14 protein-coding genes and 2 pseudogenes are annotated in these 13,791 nt (G+C 65.3%); 2 read left to right on the forward strand and 14 right to left on the reverse strand.

The genetic code is table 11. The annotated features are described in order from the left end of the window. The first annotated feature begins 73 nt into the window (after positions 1-73). A pseudogene (locus tag Q358_RS0100010) lies at positions 74-1,626 on the forward strand (IS3 family transposase). 31 nt (positions 1,627-1,657) lie between these two features. On the opposite strand, the pseudogene Q358_RS18075 reads toward Q358_RS0100010, so the two are convergent. The 5 genes and pseudogenes from Q358_RS18075 to phaR form a co-directional block, all read right to left on the reverse strand. Beyond that, a pseudogene (locus tag Q358_RS18075) lies at positions 1,658-1,750 on the reverse strand (histidine triad nucleotide-binding protein); the annotation flags it as partial. Between the two features lie 34 nt (positions 1,751-1,784). Then, the gene (locus tag Q358_RS0100020; RefSeq protein WP_027960162.1) at positions 1,785-2,654 is read right to left on the reverse strand and encodes a phosphoribulokinase; all 870 of its coding nucleotides are present in this window, start codon (positions 2,652-2,654) and stop codon (positions 1,785-1,787) included. After that, positions 2,654-3,094: an acyl-CoA thioesterase gene (locus tag Q358_RS0100025; protein WP_027960163.1), complete on the reverse strand. Its 441-nt coding sequence runs from the start codon at positions 3,092-3,094 to the stop codon at positions 2,654-2,656. The genes Q358_RS0100020 and Q358_RS0100025 overlap by 1 nt, the downstream gene beginning before the upstream one ends. Before the next feature lie 61 nt (positions 3,095-3,155). Further along, positions 3,156-4,448 (reverse strand): phosphoribosylamine--glycine ligase, encoded by a 1,293-nt coding sequence (gene purD / locus Q358_RS0100030; RefSeq protein ID WP_027960164.1) that lies wholly within the window; start codon positions 4,446-4,448, stop codon positions 3,156-3,158. Between the two features lie 91 nt (positions 4,449-4,539). Continuing rightward, the gene (gene phaR, locus Q358_RS0100035) at positions 4,540-5,010 is read right to left on the reverse strand and encodes a polyhydroxyalkanoate synthesis repressor PhaR (protein WP_027960165.1); all 471 of its coding nucleotides are present in this window, start codon (positions 5,008-5,010) and stop codon (positions 4,540-4,542) included. Between the two features lie 102 nt (positions 5,011-5,112). On the opposite strand from phaR, the gene Q358_RS0100040 reads away from it, so the two are divergent. After that, positions 5,113-5,826, forward strand: coding sequence for a 16S rRNA (uracil(1498)-N(3))-methyltransferase (locus tag Q358_RS0100040; RefSeq protein WP_027960166.1), 714 nt, complete (start codon positions 5,113-5,115; stop codon positions 5,824-5,826). 44 nt (positions 5,827-5,870) lie between these two features. Here the strand turns inward: Q358_RS0100040 and rloA3 are convergent, their stop codons facing one another. From rloA3 to Q358_RS0100085, 9 genes are all read right to left on the reverse strand, one after another. After that, complete coding sequence (gene rloA3, locus Q358_RS0100045) at positions 5,871-6,413, reverse strand: retropepsin-like aspartic peptidase RloA3 (protein WP_027960167.1); 543 nt, start codon at positions 6,411-6,413, stop codon at positions 5,871-5,873. Positions 6,414-6,452: 39 nt separating this feature from the next. Next, positions 6,453-7,730, reverse strand: a complete 1,278-nt coding sequence (locus Q358_RS0100050) for a lytic murein transglycosylase (protein WP_043487417.1) — start codon at positions 7,728-7,730, stop codon at positions 6,453-6,455. Between the two features lie 124 nt (positions 7,731-7,854). Next, on the reverse strand, positions 7,855-8,259 hold the full coding sequence (gene mnhG, locus Q358_RS0100055) for a monovalent cation/H(+) antiporter subunit G (protein WP_027960169.1): 405 nt from the start codon (positions 8,257-8,259) through the stop codon (positions 7,855-7,857). After that, a complete protein-coding gene (locus tag Q358_RS0100060; RefSeq protein ID WP_027960170.1) occupies positions 8,252-8,521 on the reverse strand; it encodes a monovalent cation/H+ antiporter complex subunit F in 270 nt (89 codons plus the stop codon). The genes mnhG and Q358_RS0100060 overlap by 8 nt, the downstream gene beginning before the upstream one ends. A 31-nt stretch (positions 8,522-8,552) precedes the next feature. Continuing rightward, positions 8,553-9,026: a Na+/H+ antiporter subunit E gene (locus Q358_RS0100065; RefSeq protein ID WP_027960171.1), complete on the reverse strand. Its 474-nt coding sequence runs from the start codon at positions 9,024-9,026 to the stop codon at positions 8,553-8,555. Beyond that, positions 9,023-10,540, reverse strand: a complete 1,518-nt coding sequence (locus tag Q358_RS0100070) for a Na+/H+ antiporter subunit D (protein WP_027960172.1) — start codon at positions 10,538-10,540, stop codon at positions 9,023-9,025. Before Q358_RS0100070 ends, Q358_RS0100065 begins: the two co-directional genes overlap by 4 nt. After that, the gene (locus Q358_RS0100075) at positions 10,537-10,884 is read right to left on the reverse strand and encodes a Na+/H+ antiporter subunit C (RefSeq protein ID WP_027960173.1); all 348 of its coding nucleotides are present in this window, start codon (positions 10,882-10,884) and stop codon (positions 10,537-10,539) included. Before Q358_RS0100075 ends, Q358_RS0100070 begins: the two co-directional genes overlap by 4 nt. Positions 10,885-10,899: 15 nt before the next feature. After that, positions 10,900-11,325 carry a Na+/H+ antiporter subunit B gene (locus tag Q358_RS0100080; protein WP_027960174.1) on the reverse strand — a complete coding sequence of 142 codons (426 nt, stop codon included), beginning with the start codon at positions 11,323-11,325 and terminating at the stop codon, positions 10,900-10,902. Next, entirely contained in the window at positions 11,318-13,648 is a 2,331-nt protein-coding gene (locus Q358_RS0100085) for a putative monovalent cation/H+ antiporter subunit A (protein WP_027960175.1), read from the reverse strand. Before Q358_RS0100085 ends, Q358_RS0100080 begins: the two co-directional genes overlap by 8 nt. Positions 13,649-13,791: the final 143 nt, after the last annotated feature.

Here is a 13,791-nt window from a genome sequence, read left to right on the forward strand (position 1 = left end):
CCCCCACTGTCACGCTAGTTGGAGTATCAGCGGCTGTTAGACTCTGAACCATATGGGGCGTGATGAGGTTCCGATGAAGTACTCCGACGAGCGCCGAGAAGCCATCCTCAAGAAGCTGCTCCCGCCGCACAACCGCACGGTGGCGGAAGTGGCCCAGGAAGAAGGCATCTCCGCCGCGACACTGTACAACTGGCGCAAGAAGGCTCGTCAAGCAGGCCGTTTGCTACCTGACCAGAGCGATGATCCCGAAGGCTGGAGCTCGCAGGACAAGTTCCACGCCGTTCTGGAGACAGCGGCCCTCAGCGAGGCTGAACGTGCTGAATACTGCCGGCAGCGTGGCCTCTATCCCGAGCAGATCCAGCGCTGGCGTGCGAGCTGTGAAGGTGCCAACGACCGAAGCGATGCCGCCACCAAGCAGCAGAGTGAAGCCCGCAAGGCGGAGCGCCAGGAGAACAAGGAGCTCAAGCGTGAGCTCCGCCGCAAGGAAGCCGCGCTGGCGGAAACCGCTGCACTACTGACATTGCGAAAAAAGGCCCGAGCGATCTGGGGGGACGAGGACGAATGATCAGCACTTCAGATCGCCAGGATGCCATACAGCTGATCGATGAGGCCCGCGCCGAAGGAGCCCGCCTGCAAGCCGCGTGTGCAGAGCTTGGCATCGGCACCAACACATATCGCCGCTGGGTGCGGGGCGATCAGGATCGCCGGCCTCAAGCGGTGCGGCCTGTCCCGCGTCATGCCCTATCGCCGGAGGAGCGTCAGCAGGTGCTGGAGATTTGCCATCGTCCTGAGTTCGCCAGCCTGCCGCCTGGGCAGATCGTGCCGCGGCTGCTGGACGAAGAAGGCCGCTACGTGGCGTCAGAGTCCAGCTACTACCGCATCCTCCGGGAGCATGGTGAGCAGCACCACCGTGGCCGCGCTCGCGCTCCACGTCCCAAGGGCGACCCCCAGCGACGCCGGGTGACACGCCCCAATACCTGTTGGAGCTGGGACGTGACCTACTTACCAACCCGTGTACGTGGGCAGTTCTACTACCTGTACATGATCGTCGATATCTACAGCCGCAAGATCGTCGATGCCGAGGTCTTCGACCAGGAATCCATGGCCAACAGCAGCGAGGTAATCCAGCGTGCCGTGCTGCGCGAAGGCTGCATCAACCAGCCACTGGTATTACACGCCGATAATGGCTCCGCCATGAAAGGCTCGACGCTTCAGGCGACGTTGCAGCGGTTAAATATCACTCCGTCGTACAGCCGCCCTCGGGTCTCCAATGACAACGCCTTCTCGGAGTCGCTGTTCAGGACCTGCAAGTACCGGCCCGACTACCCGATGGACGGCTACGAGAGCCTGTCAGCGGCGCAGCAGTGGGTGACGCGCTTCGTGCAGTGGTACAACCACGAACACCGCCACAGCGCCATACGGTTCGTCACCCCGGGGGAGCGGCATGCCGGCCTGGATAACGAGGTGCTGGCAAGGCGAGACGCCATCTATGCCGAGGCGAAACGGCAACATCCCGGGCGGTGGAGTAGTGCCACCCGCAACTGGACGCCGCGCCGGACGGTCTGGCTGAACCCCGATCAGGAAGACCCGCTGGTTCAACGCGATCAGCGGTTAGAAGCCGCCTGATTCCAGGTTCCAACAAGCTTGACAGTCATCGATTGATATCCTCGAAGGCGACTACCCGATCATCCTCGAAGACGATCTCGGCGGGAATCTCGCGATTGATGATCTTGCAGAACAGGCACTCCATCACTCGGACCTCCTTCTCGACGGGTTGATCGCGCTCAGCGCATGCGGCGCTGAGCCAGCAGGTGACGCACCAGGGGCCCCAGGATCAGTTCCATGGCCAGGGAAACTCGCGCCCCGGGTACCACCAGGGTGTGGGGGCGGCTCATGAAGGCATCGGGAATCATCGCCAGCAGATAGGGAAAATCCACCGTCGCCGGTTCGCGGAAGCGAATCACCGCGAAGGACTCGGCATCTGAGGGGATATCCTGCACCTCGAAGGGGTTGGAAGTATCCACCGTGGGCACCCGCTGGAAGTTGATATGGGTACGCGAGAACTGGGGCTGGATATAGCGCACATAGTCGTTCATGCGCGCCAGGATGGTGTCGATCACCGCCTCCTGGGAGTAGCCACGCAGCCTGGTGTCACGGTCAATCTTCTGGATCCACTCCAGGTTCATGGTCGGTGCCACCCCCACCAGCAGGTCGACATGACGCGCAATATCGTTCTCGGGGGTGACCAGGCCACCATGCAGCCCCTCGTAAAACAACAGGTCGGTGCCGGCGGGCAGCGATTCCCACTCGGTGAAGGTGCCGATCCGGTAGCCGGCCTCGATCATCTGCTTGTCTTCGGCATGAATGTAGTGGCGATAGGTGCCGTTGCCACCATCGCCATATTCCTGGAACAGCGTCTCGAGCTCCTCGAGCAGGTTGGCCTCCACGGCGAAATGGGAAAGCTCGCCCTTGTCGGGCGCCTCGCGGAAGGCAAGCGCCAGCTCCTCGCGGGTATAGCGGTGGAAGGCATCGCCGTCGACGAAGGCGGCATGCACGTCCTCTCGGGAGAACATGCGCTCGAAGGTACGCCTGACCGTGGTGGTACCGGCCCCCGAGGAGCCGGTCACGGCAATGATGGGATATTCACGGGACATCAGGCCCCTCCCGCCCCGGCAATGGCGAAGGCCACGCCCTCGGGCACCGCCACCGGACGACCCGTCTCGGGGTCCAGCAGCAGCAGGTTGAGCCGTGCCGTGGCCACCGGCCGCCCGCCCTCGGCGTGGCACACTCGCTGGAAGACGGTAAGCGCCTTGCCACGCGGGGCGGGAATCGCCGTTTCCACCACCAGGGCATCGGGCCAGCGCGCCTCGGACTGGTACTGCACGGCGAGGTCCGCCACCACGCTGGGAAAGCCGCCCAGGTCCCATTCGCTCAGACCCAGCCCGGCCAGCGCCTGGATGCGCGCCTCATGGAGCAGCGATACCAGGGCATCATGCCCCAGGTGACGCCCATAGTTCATGTCGGTCACACGCACCGTCAGCGGCTGACGGTGGATGATGACGTTCTCGGGAAACTCGAGCCTGACGCGCTCCATGCTCGCCTCCTCTCTGTTGCTCTTGTTATAGATTGAATCCGTTATAGGTCGACCCCGGGGCTCAGCGCTCGCCCCGCTCCCGGGCGATGGCCCGATGGGCGATATCACGGCGGCAGAAGGCGCCCTCCCAGCGGATGGCATCGACCCCGTGATAAACATTGGTGGCGGCCGCGGAGACCCCCTCACCCAGGGCAGTAACGCAGAGCACGCGTCCGCCGGCAGTCACCAGGCGGCCATCCCGGTCGGCGGTGCCGGCATGGAACACCTTGCCGCCGGCGGCCTCGGCGGCCTCGATCCCCTCGATGGCATCGCCCTTGCGATAGTCGCCCGGATAGCCGCCGGCGGCGAGTACCACGCCTACCGCGGCCCGCGCGTCCCATTCACAGGCCATGCCGGCCAGCTCGCCCCGTGCACCGGCCAGGCACAGCTCGGCCAGGTCGGAGCGCAGGCGCAGCATGATCGGCTGAGTCTCGGGGTCGCCGAAGCGGCAGTTGTACTCGATGACCCGGGGGTTACCCTCGGCATCGATCATCAGGCCGGCGTAGAGAAAGCCGGTATAGGGGAGGCCCTCTTCCGCCATGCCCCGCACCGTCGGCCGAATCACCCGCTCCATGATGCGCTCGTTGACCTCGGCGGTAACGACCGGTGCCGGTGAGTAGGCTCCCATGCCGCCGGTGTTGGGGCCGCTGTCGCCTTCACCGACTCGCTTGTGGTCCTGGCTGGTGGCCATGGGCAGCACGGTCTCGCCATCCACCATGACGATGAAGCTGGCCTCCTCGCCGTCGAGGAACTCCTCGATCACCACTCGGGCACCGGCATCTCCGAAGGCATTGTCCTCGAGCATGTCGCGTACCGCCGCCTCGGCCTCCTCGAGGGTCATGGCGACGATAACGCCCTTGCCGGCGGCCAGGCCGTCGGCCTTGATCACGATGGGAGCGCCCTGCTCGCGCAGGTAATCGAGGGCCGGCGCCACGGCGGTAAAGGTGCAGTACTCGGCGGAGGGAATCGCGTGGCGTGCCAGGAAGTCCTTGGTGAAGGCCTTGGATCCCTCGAGCTGGGCGGCGCCGGCGGTGGGACCGAAGATCGCCAGCCCCGCCTCGCGGAAGCGGTCCACCACGCCGGCCACCAGCGGCGCCTCGGGGCCGACGATGGTGAGGTCCACCGCCGCATCGCGGGCGAAGACCAGCAGCCCTTCCAGGTCATCCGCGGCAATGGCGACATTGGTCAGCCCGGGCTCCCGGGCGGTGCCGGCATTACCCGGCGCCACATAGGTCATCGCCACCCTCGGCGACTGGGCGACCTTCCAGGCCAGGGCGTGTTCGCGGCCACCGCCGCCGATGATCAGCACCTTCATCCTATCCACCTTCATGCTGCTGGCCGACTATGCGGCGTGGGAAATCGAGGCGGCATTATGTCAGAAAGTCGTGGCGCCTGCGTCGACGCGCTCACGACTCGTCATCGTCGTCCTTGTTACCCTTGTTGCCGGCCCCCGTGGCCTGGCCGATGGTCTGCTGCCAGAAGCGCATGTTCTCCTCGGCCATGTCACGCATCAGGTCCATGGGGGAATGGCGCATGGCCTGCTGCCACTGATCCTGCATGCGTTGCTGCTGCTCCATCATCAGCTGGGTCCCCTGCTCCAGGTAGCGCGACAGCGGCAGGGGCTGAGCCATGTCATAGACGCGGATAAACTGGGCCAGCAGGTCGTTGGAGAACACCTGGGCATCGCCATCGGCCTGCTCCTGCTCGATGATGATCGACAGCAGGATGGTGCGGGTCAGATCCTCGCCACTCTTGGCATCCTCGACGCGGAAAGGCACCTCGTCGAGAATCAACCCACGCAAGTCCTCGAGGGTCACATAGCGGCTCTGTTCGGTATCATAGAGCCTGCGGTTGGCATACTTGCGAATCACGCGCACGGCGCTACTCCTCATTTGGCATGGGTGGGGCCACGGCCCCTGCAGGACCATTGTGCACCGCGACACACACCATGCAAGACAAAGCCGCCAACGCGAGGCCCCATGAACCTGATCCTGCTCTCCCCCGACGACATCGAGAACGACCGCCTGGCGCGTGTGCGCGACCCGCGACGGCTGCGTCACCTCTGCGACGTTCACCGCGCCGCCCCCGGGGACCGCTTCACCCTCGGCGTGGCCGGCGGGGCCATCGGCCAGGGCGAACTGCTCACCCTCGACGACCGGGAGGCCACCTTCGCCCTGATGCCATTCGACCAGAAGCCGCCGGCGCCGCTACCGGTCCATCTGGTGCTGGCGCTGCCACGCCCTCGCATGCTGGCGCGCACCCTGGAGCACGTCACCGCGCTGGGGGTCAAGGAGATCACCCTGCTGCACACCCGGCGGGTCGAGAAGAGCTACTGGATGTCGCCGGAGCTCGAGGCCCGGAAGATCCATCATCATCTGGTGCTGGGGCTGGAGCAGGCCCGCGACACCCTGATGCCCGAGGTGACCCTGGACAAGGGCTTTCGCCCCTTCGTGGAGGACCGCCTGCCCGGACTACTGAAAGAGCGGCGCGGTCTGCTGGCCCACCCGGGCATGCAGAGCGCCTGCCCGCGGGGCCTGGAGAGCCCCACCCTGTTAGCGGTGGGGCCGGAGGGTGGGTTCATTCCCTGGGAAGTGGAAAGGCTGCTCGATGCGGGCTGCGAGGGCATACACCTGGGTCAGCGCATCCTGCGCGTGGAGACCGCCGTCACCGCCCTGCTGGCGCGTCTCTTCTAGTAGCAGTCGCGCTCATCCGCCCTAGCAGCCGTTCTCTATCGGCTCTAGTCGTCGCCCTCGTCCGCGACATGCTCGACCAGCCGTGAATCATCGTCGCAGCGCGGCTCGGAGACGAAGGTCTCGCCCACGTCGAGCAGGCCCAGGTGGCCGATGGTGCGGCGCCCCAGGAGCAGCGGATAATTCATCTCCTCGCGGTTGCGCAGTCCAAACTGCTCTTCGTAGAGGGTGTCTCCCAGGCAGATCTCCATCAGCACGACCGGACGCTCATCCCGGCCACCGGCGCCGCGCACCCTGAGGTCGCGATAGAGCGGCCGTTCCAGGTGCTCGGTGAAGGTCTCGCCGTCGGCCTCATCCTCCAGCTTCAGGCGAAAGCGGACCCATTCCTCGCCCTCCTTGTCGAAGACCTCGATATCACGGGCATCCAGCGAGGAAGTCAAGGCGCCGCTATCGAGCTTGGCCTTCACCTCCACGCCCCACGGCTCGACGGTGGCCTTCTCGACCCAGCCGAAGACCTTGTCGTCGGCCTGGACGGCAGAGGCCAGCAGGGTCGTTCCCAAAAGAGCGGTCAGCAGTGGCTTGATACGCATCGTCTTCTTTCCTTTCCATGGGCGAGATTCGGGGTGAACTCAGTGGTCCAAGCGCTCCAGCAGGCGCCGGGTGGCGAAGCCATCCGGCACCTCGCCGATGGAGGCCTGGTACTCACGCAGGCCACGCCGGGTATTGGGACCCAGGATGCCATCGGGGGTTCCCACCTCGAAGCCACGCGCGTTGAGGGCATGCTGCATCTCGCGCACGTCCGCGCGTGCCAGCGGCTGCTCATCGCGGGGCCAGCCGCCGATGACTCCGTCACGACCCGCGATCTCGTCGGCCAGGTTGCCGACGGCCAGCGCGTAGCTGGTGGCGTTGTTGTAACGCAGGATGACCCGGAAGTTGGGTCCCACCAGGAAGGCCGGTCCCCTCGCCCCGGCGGGGGCGATCACCGCCGCCTCATCGAAGGCGGGCAAGGCGCCGCCACCCACCGGGCGCACACCCTGGGCCGACCAGGCGCGGGAGGAACGACGCTGGGAGAGCTCGGTCTGGGCATAATCGAATCCCTCCGGCAGGGCGACCTCGACGCCCCAGGGCTCTCCCGCACGCCAGCCGGAACGCTCCAGGTAATAGGCCGTAGAGGCCATGACATCGGGGATGCTCCCCCAGATATCGCGGCGGCCATCCCCGTCGCCGTCCCGGGCATAGGCCTCGAAGCTGGAGGGAATGAACTGGGTATGCCCCATGGCGCCCGCCCAGGATCCCAGCATCCGTCCGGGGGCGATATCTCCGGCGTCTATGATACGCAGGGCGGCGAGCAGCTCGCCCCGGGCGAAGTCGCGGCGGCGCCCGTCATGGGCCAGCGTCGCCAGTGCCTCGAGGGTCGAGAAGTCGCCGAAGTTGCCGCCGTAATTGCTCTCGATGCCCCAGATCGCCACGATCACCTCCGCCGGCACCCCGTACTGCTGCTCCATGCGGCGCGCGGTATCACGGTGCTCCGCCAGGCGAGCCCGCCCGGTGGTGACCCGCTGGGCAGAGACCGCCGAATCCAGATACTGCCAGATGGGACGCACGAACTCCGGCTGGGAGCGGTCCAGCTCGATGACCCTTGGGCGATAGCGGATATCGTCCAGGGCCCGCGAGAGAGTCGCCGACGAGATGCCAGCGGCGCGTGCCTCCTGGCGGAAGCGGGCCAGCCAGGCGGTAAAGGTCTCGGCGGCCACGGGCGCCCGGGCATCGGCGGCGGCATCGCTCGCCACCGGCTCGCTGGGGGCGACACTCGCCTCCTGGGCGGCACTGGCTTCGCGGGCCGGGCCGCTCTGACAACCGGCCAGCAGGGCCAGCGTCAGGCAGCATGTCAGGGTCATCCGTTGCATCAGTCTCTCCTTGGCGTGGGGCGAAAGGGGGGGATCATCGCGCAGATCGCCTCGCTCAGCCAGTGGCGAGCCGCGAAAGCCTTGCCATGGGGGCCGACGACGACCGGTTTGGGCATTGTGACCCTCAGCGTTCGGCGTCCTCCTCGGCGCCGTATCGCGCATTGCGCTCGCACTCTCGGCCGCTCTTCAATTCGTGGGTCAGGGGGTCGTAGTGCGGCCTGAGCTCGTCCTTGAGCGTTCTCTCCCAGAGCCTGGTCCCCACGAAATAGCCCGCCCGGCCGATCACATGGGCGGCCACGGGGGCCGTCATCATGATAAAGAGGATCACCCCGAAGGCCCGTGCCACGACCGCTACCTGGGCGAAGTGAAGCGCCACCGCCAGCATGATCAGGGTGACCCCGAAGGTGGCCGCCTTGGTGGTCGCGTGCATGCGGGTCAGCAGGTCGGGCAGGCGCACCACCCCCAGTGCCGCCAGTAGCATAAAAAGTGCTCCGACCAGTATCAGCCCTTCCTTGACGATCTCATTCATCCCTCCGCCCTCCCCGCTCCAGGAACCTCGCGAAACCGATGGAGGTCATGAAGGCCATCAGCGCCATGACAATGGCGACGTCGAGCAGACTGGCCACATCGGTAGCGATGGCCACTACCCCGATCATGCCCACCAGAATCGAGGAAAAGAGCTCAAGCGCCACCACCCGATCGGGCAGGCTCGGGCCGCGGAACAGACGCACAAAGGCCAAGCACAAGGCCAGGGACATTAGCACCAGGCTCAGCAGGATGATGGGCGTCATCGGTGACCTCCTCCGTGATTCGACATGGGTATCAGTGGAACAGCGTCAGGGCACGGCGCTCCATTTCCGCCAGGTTGCGGCGCAACTCCCGCTCATCATCCAGGAACATGGCGTGGATATAGAGCACCCGGCGATCATCGGAGACATCCAGGCTCAGGGTGCCCGGCGTCAGCGAGATCAGGTTGGCGACGAAGGCGATCTCGAACTCGCTGCGTGCCTGGAGCGGCATGGCGATCACACCGGGCGTCATGTACCAGGGGGGCGTGATGATATCGAAGGCCACCTTGAGGTTGGCCATGACCAGCTCCTTGAGAAAGAAACCCACAAAGCCAATCAGCCGCGGCAGGCGCTGGGCATAGCCCGTCAAGGCCGGCACCTGAGGCTGGATCAGTGCCAGCACCAGGTAGCCGAAGAGCAGGCCGGCAAGCAGATTGCGGCCGCTGAAGTCACCGGTCAGCACCACCCAGGCGAAGCCCAGCAGCAGATTCCAGGCCGCACCGATCATGGCACCATCTCCGTCTGAGCCCCCAGTACCGCCCGAATATAGCCCTGCGGGTCGAGCAGCTGGGCGGCCGAGGCCTCGGCCAGGGCATAAATCGGCGCCGGATAGAGGCCGATAAACAGGGTACACAGCGCCAGACCTGCCACCGGGGCGGCCATCAGCCAGAGCTCGCGCTGGCGTACCTCGGGGTAGGGGTCGACATCGCCCTCCGGCGGCACCGACTTCCAGAACACCTCGGACCAGATCTTGATCATGGAGTAGAGCGTCAGCAGGCCCACCAGCAGGGCGATGGCCGTGACCCCATAGGCCTCCGCCTCGATGCCCGCCCGGATCACGATAAACTTGGCCAGAAACCCCGACAGCGGCGGAATGCCGGCCAGCGACAGGGCGGGAATCAGGAACAGCACCGCCAGCCACGGATGGCTGCGATAGAAGCCGCCCAGCTGCTTGAGCTGATAGCTGCCACGCAGCCGGTGGATGATGCCGCTGACCAGGAACAGGTTCGTCTTCACAATGATGTGATGCATGATGTAGAAGACTCCCCCAATGACCGCCAGCGGCGTAAACAGCGCCAGGCCGAGAATCATGTAGCCTATCTGACTGACGATATGAAACGACAGGATGCGGCGAAACTCGAACTGGGCCGCCGCGCCCAGCACCCCTGTCAGCATGGTCAGTCCCGCCCCCCACAGCAGGATCTCGTGGGTATAGCCCGGACTGTGGTGGAAGATCAGGGTAAAGACGCGGAACAGCGCATAGACCCCGACCTTGGTCAGCAGCCCTGCAAACAGCGCCGACACCGCGACCGGCGGGGTATGATAGGAGGCAGGCAGCCAGAAGAATAACGGAAAGGCTCCCGCCTTGATGCCAAATGCCACCATAAACATCATCGCCAGGGCATCGACCATGCCCTGATCCTCGACCATAGCCAGGCGCCGGGCAATATCGGCCATATTCAGGGTGCCCACCATGCCGTAAAGCAGTCCCACGGCAATCAGGAAGATCACCGAGGAAAGCAGGTTAAGCGCCACATACTTGATCGCCCCCTCCATCTGCGCCTTCTCGCTGCCCAGTATCAGCAGCGCGAAGGAGGCCACCAGCATCACCTCGAACCAGACGTAGAGATTGAAGATATCACCGGTAAGGAAGGCGCCGGCCACCCCGGCCAACAGCAGATGCATCAGCGGAAAGTAGCCATAGGCCTCATGCCCCCGACCGGTGGTGGCCAGGGAGTAGACCGCCACGGAAAAGCCGATGATGCCGGTGAGCACCACCATGATGGCGCCGAGCAGATCGGCCACCAGGCTGATGCCGAAGGGCGCTGCCCAGCCGCCCATCTGCATCACCAGGATACCCTCGCGGTTCACCGAGGCGAGCAGCCATAGGGTGGTAATCAACAGCCCGGCGGTAGCGCCCACGGCGATCAGCCGCTGCATCAGGCGCGAACGCCAGAAGACCAGCGACACGGCTCCCGCCATCAGCGGGATCAGGATGGGCAGCGCGATCTCCGGGCTCACGTATCGGTATCCTTCATCTTGTCCAGATCATCGGCACGCACGATCTCCCAGGCGCGCCGCACCAGCACTACGGCGAACGACAGCACGCCGAAGGCAATAACGATGGCGGTCAATACCAGCGCCTGGGGTAGCGGGTCGGCCACCATGTTCGCGGGGGCAGAGAGCCCCTGGGGCACCAGCGGCGGCGCCCCGCGGAGCATGCCGGCGGTGGCGAAGATCAGCAGATTGGCGGCATTGGAGAGCAATATCAGCCCGACCACCAGCTTGACGATGGAGCGACGCAGCATCATGTAGATGGCGGCGGCAAACAGGATGCCGATGGTCACGGCCATCAAGGGTTCCATGTAAGCTCCTTGGTATCAGGCGTCATCGTCGGTCTCGACCAGGGCGACAATGGCGGTCAGCACCGAGCCCAGCACCACCAGATAGACGCCGATATCGAACACCAGCGGCGTGGAGGCCTCGACCTCGATGAGGGGGATGGTCCACCACTGGGCGGTAAGGAAGGGCTGTCCATGCCACCAGGCGGGCAGCGTCGAGGCCACCCCCAACAGGAGCCCCACGCCGATCAGGTCACGCGGCGAGACCTTGAGCATCGCCTCCAGGGCACGACGCCCATAGGCAAACAGATAGAGCGCAAAGGCCCCCGCCGCTACCAGGCCGGCAATAACCCCCCCACCCGGCTCGTCATGGCCGCGTAACAATAGAAACAGCGAAAACATCAGCTGCAGTGGCAGCAGCAGACGTGCCGCCACATTGAGGATCAGCGTGCCCGATCTAACCATTGTCGCCTCTCCATATCCGCGAGGCGTTCCTGGCCTCATACTCTTCGGCGTGGAAGCGCAGCATGGCATAGACCCCAATGGCCGCCAGCGCCAGCACGAACATCTCGCCGAGGGTATCCAGGGCGCGGAAGTCCACCAGGATGACATTGACGATATTATGGCCGTGGCCCAGCGGCTGGCTGTTGGCCACCATATAGTCGGAGATGCGCGGCAGGCGATCGCCGGAGAGCACCGCCAGCATCAGCAGGGTGATCAGTCCGCCGGACAACCCCGCCACGACCAGGTCGCGCAGCCGCTCGATCGGGGTGGAGAGGGTGGCGAAGCGCGGCAGCCGGAACAGCACCAGCACCAGCAGGATCACCGTCAGGGTCTCCACCAGCAGCTGGGTAATGGCGAGGTCCGGCGCGCTAAACAGCACGAAGGTCAGGGCAATGGAGTAGCCCATCACCCCCACCGCCGCTACCGCCGCCAGCCGCGAACGCATCACGCAGGCGGCGACCGCCCCGGCCACCATCAGTCCCGCCACCAGCGCCTCGTGGAGATAGAGGTCCAGCGCAAAGGTGAGATTCGGCGTCTGCCGCATCAGCAGGGCGTGGCCTACCAGGCCCAGCAGCACCAGCAGGGTCATTACCAGATAGTTGCGGATATAGCCATTCTGCAGAAAGCGGGTCTGCCACTCGGCGACACGCGTAAGCCCCCTCATCGAGGCCTCGTAGCCGGCCTCGGGCCCGCGGGCCATCAGCGGCTCGAGGCGCGCCAGCCACGAACGCAGGCGATCCCAGCGGCGAAACACCAGTGCACCGAGCACCAGGCTAGCCAGCGACAGCACAAGCGGCAGATTGAGGCCATGCCATAGCGCCAGGTGCACTTCGGCCTGTGGCGCACCAATCCCCGCCACGGTGACGCCCACCAGCGAGTCGAGCAGTCCCGGCGCCAGCCCGAACAGCAGCGATAATGCGGCCAGCAGGGCGGGACCGGCAAGCATCCCCCCCGGTGGCTCATGGGGCGTCCGGGGCGTCTCGCGCCACCCACCGAAGAAGGGGCGAATGGCGACGATGGCCGCCACCGCCAGGGTCAGAAAGGCGGCGAAGAAGGCCATCGGCAGGATCACCGCCCGATGGTGCTCTGCTGCGAGCAGCGACTCCAGCATCGACTCCTTGCCGATAAACCCCACCAGCGGCGGCAGGCCCGCCAGCGACAGTGCCGCCACCACCGTTACCAGGGCAGTGCGCGGCATCGCATGGCGCAGCCCCCCCATGGCGGTGACCTCCTTGGTGCCGGTCTCATGGTCGAGGATGCCGGCGACCATAAACAGCGCCCCCTTGTAGAGGGAGTGGCCGAGCAGAAAGACCACGAAGGCGGCGAGCGCCGTCTCGGTGCCAATACCCAGCAGCATCGTCAGGGTACCCAGCGCCATCACCGTGGAGTAGGCCAATAGCTTCTTGATATTGGTGTGCTGGATCGCCAGGAAGGCGCCGCTGGCCATGGTCAGCGCCCCCACCAGCGACAGCGTGACCACCCAGGCCTCGGTGCCCCCCAGGGCCGGGTGCAAGCGCGCCAGCAGGTAGATGCCCGCCTTGACCATGGTCGCCGAGTGCAGATAGGCCGAGACCGGCGTGGGAGCGGCCATGGCATTGGGCAACCAGAAATGGAAGGGGAACTGGGCCGACTTGGTAAAGGCACCCAGCAACACGCAGACCAGCAACGGCGCATAGAGTGCATGTGCCTTGAGCTGCTCGCCACGCTCGGTGAGCTCGGCCAGTGACCAGCTCTCCCCGGCCAGGGCCAGCATCACGAAGCCGGCGAGCAGCGCCAGCCCACCGCCCACGGTAACGAAGAGTCCCTGCTGAGCCGACTTGCGTGCCACCGGGTCAGTGTGATTGAAACCAATCAGCAGATAGGAGGTGATGCTGGTCAACTCCCAGAACACGAACAGGGCAACCAGGTTGTCGGCCAGCACCAGGCCGAGCATCGACATCATGAAGGCGGTGATCACCACCAGAAAGCGCGGCAGATCACGATGGCCGTGGAGGTATTCTCCGGAGTAGATCAACACCAGGGTACCGATCACCGTGATCAACATGGCGAACAACCAAGCCAGCCCATCGATCATAAAGGTGAGGGTGATATCGAGGCCCGGCACCCAGGCCCACTCCCGCCATAGCGTCCCGCCACCGGCGATGGTCGGCCATTGAGCCATCAACCAGGCGGCAATAGCCGCCGGCAGCAGCGCCATCACACCTGCCGTTCGCGCACCGAACCAGCGATACAACAGCGGCGCCATAGCCGCCACACAGAACCCTCCCAGCACGGCGTATTGCATCTGCCACCCTCCCGTCGGTCGACCGCACCACCTTATTCACACAGCGTGTTGAAACACAAGGCTGGCGCGCAATGGAGAACTTTACGTTAGGATAAACGGCATAACGTCGCGGTCGGGCCAGCGAGCCAGGGACGGGATGCGAT

This window comes from Halomonas halodenitrificans DSM 735 (assembly GCF_000620045.1).
In the GTDB taxonomy this organism is placed as follows: Bacteria; Pseudomonadota; Gammaproteobacteria; order Pseudomonadales; family Halomonadaceae; genus Halomonas; species Halomonas halodenitrificans.

Bases quoted from the DNA above. Each gene is read 5' to 3' on its own strand.
- Q358_RS0100040 (WP_027960166.1), top strand. From the start codon at position 5,113: ATGAACCTGATCCTGCTCTCCCCCGACGACATCGAGAACGACCGCCTG.
- rloA3 (WP_027960167.1), bottom strand. From the start codon at position 6,413: ATGCGTATCAAGCCACTGCTGACCGCTCTTTTGGGAACGACCCTGCTG.
- mnhG (WP_027960169.1), bottom strand. From the start codon at position 8,259: ATGAATGAGATCGTCAAGGAAGGGCTGATACTGGTCGGAGCACTTTTT.
- purD (WP_027960164.1), bottom strand. From the start codon at position 4,448: ATGAAGGTGCTGATCATCGGCGGCGGTGGCCGCGAACACGCCCTGGCC.
- Q358_RS0100025 (WP_027960163.1), bottom strand. From the start codon at position 3,094: ATGGAGCGCGTCAGGCTCGAGTTTCCCGAGAACGTCATCATCCACCGT.
- Q358_RS0100075 (WP_027960173.1), bottom strand. From the start codon at position 10,884: ATGGAACCCTTGATGGCCGTGACCATCGGCATCCTGTTTGCCGCCGCC.
- Q358_RS0100065 (WP_027960171.1), bottom strand. From the start codon at position 9,026: ATGATCGGTGCGGCCTGGAATCTGCTGCTGGGCTTCGCCTGGGTGGTG.
- Q358_RS0100085 (WP_027960175.1), bottom strand. From the start codon at position 13,648: ATGCAATACGCCGTGCTGGGAGGGTTCTGTGTGGCGGCTATGGCGCCG.
- Q358_RS0100060 (WP_027960170.1), bottom strand. From the start codon at position 8,521: ATGACGCCCATCATCCTGCTGAGCCTGGTGCTAATGTCCCTGGCCTTG.
- Q358_RS0100050 (WP_043487417.1), bottom strand. From the start codon at position 7,730: ATGCAACGGATGACCCTGACATGCTGCCTGACGCTGGCCCTGCTGGCC.
- Q358_RS0100020 (WP_027960162.1), bottom strand. From the start codon at position 2,654: ATGTCCCGTGAATATCCCATCATTGCCGTGACCGGCTCCTCGGGGGCC.
- Q358_RS0100080 (WP_027960174.1), bottom strand. From the start codon at position 11,325: ATGGTTAGATCGGGCACGCTGATCCTCAATGTGGCGGCACGTCTGCTG.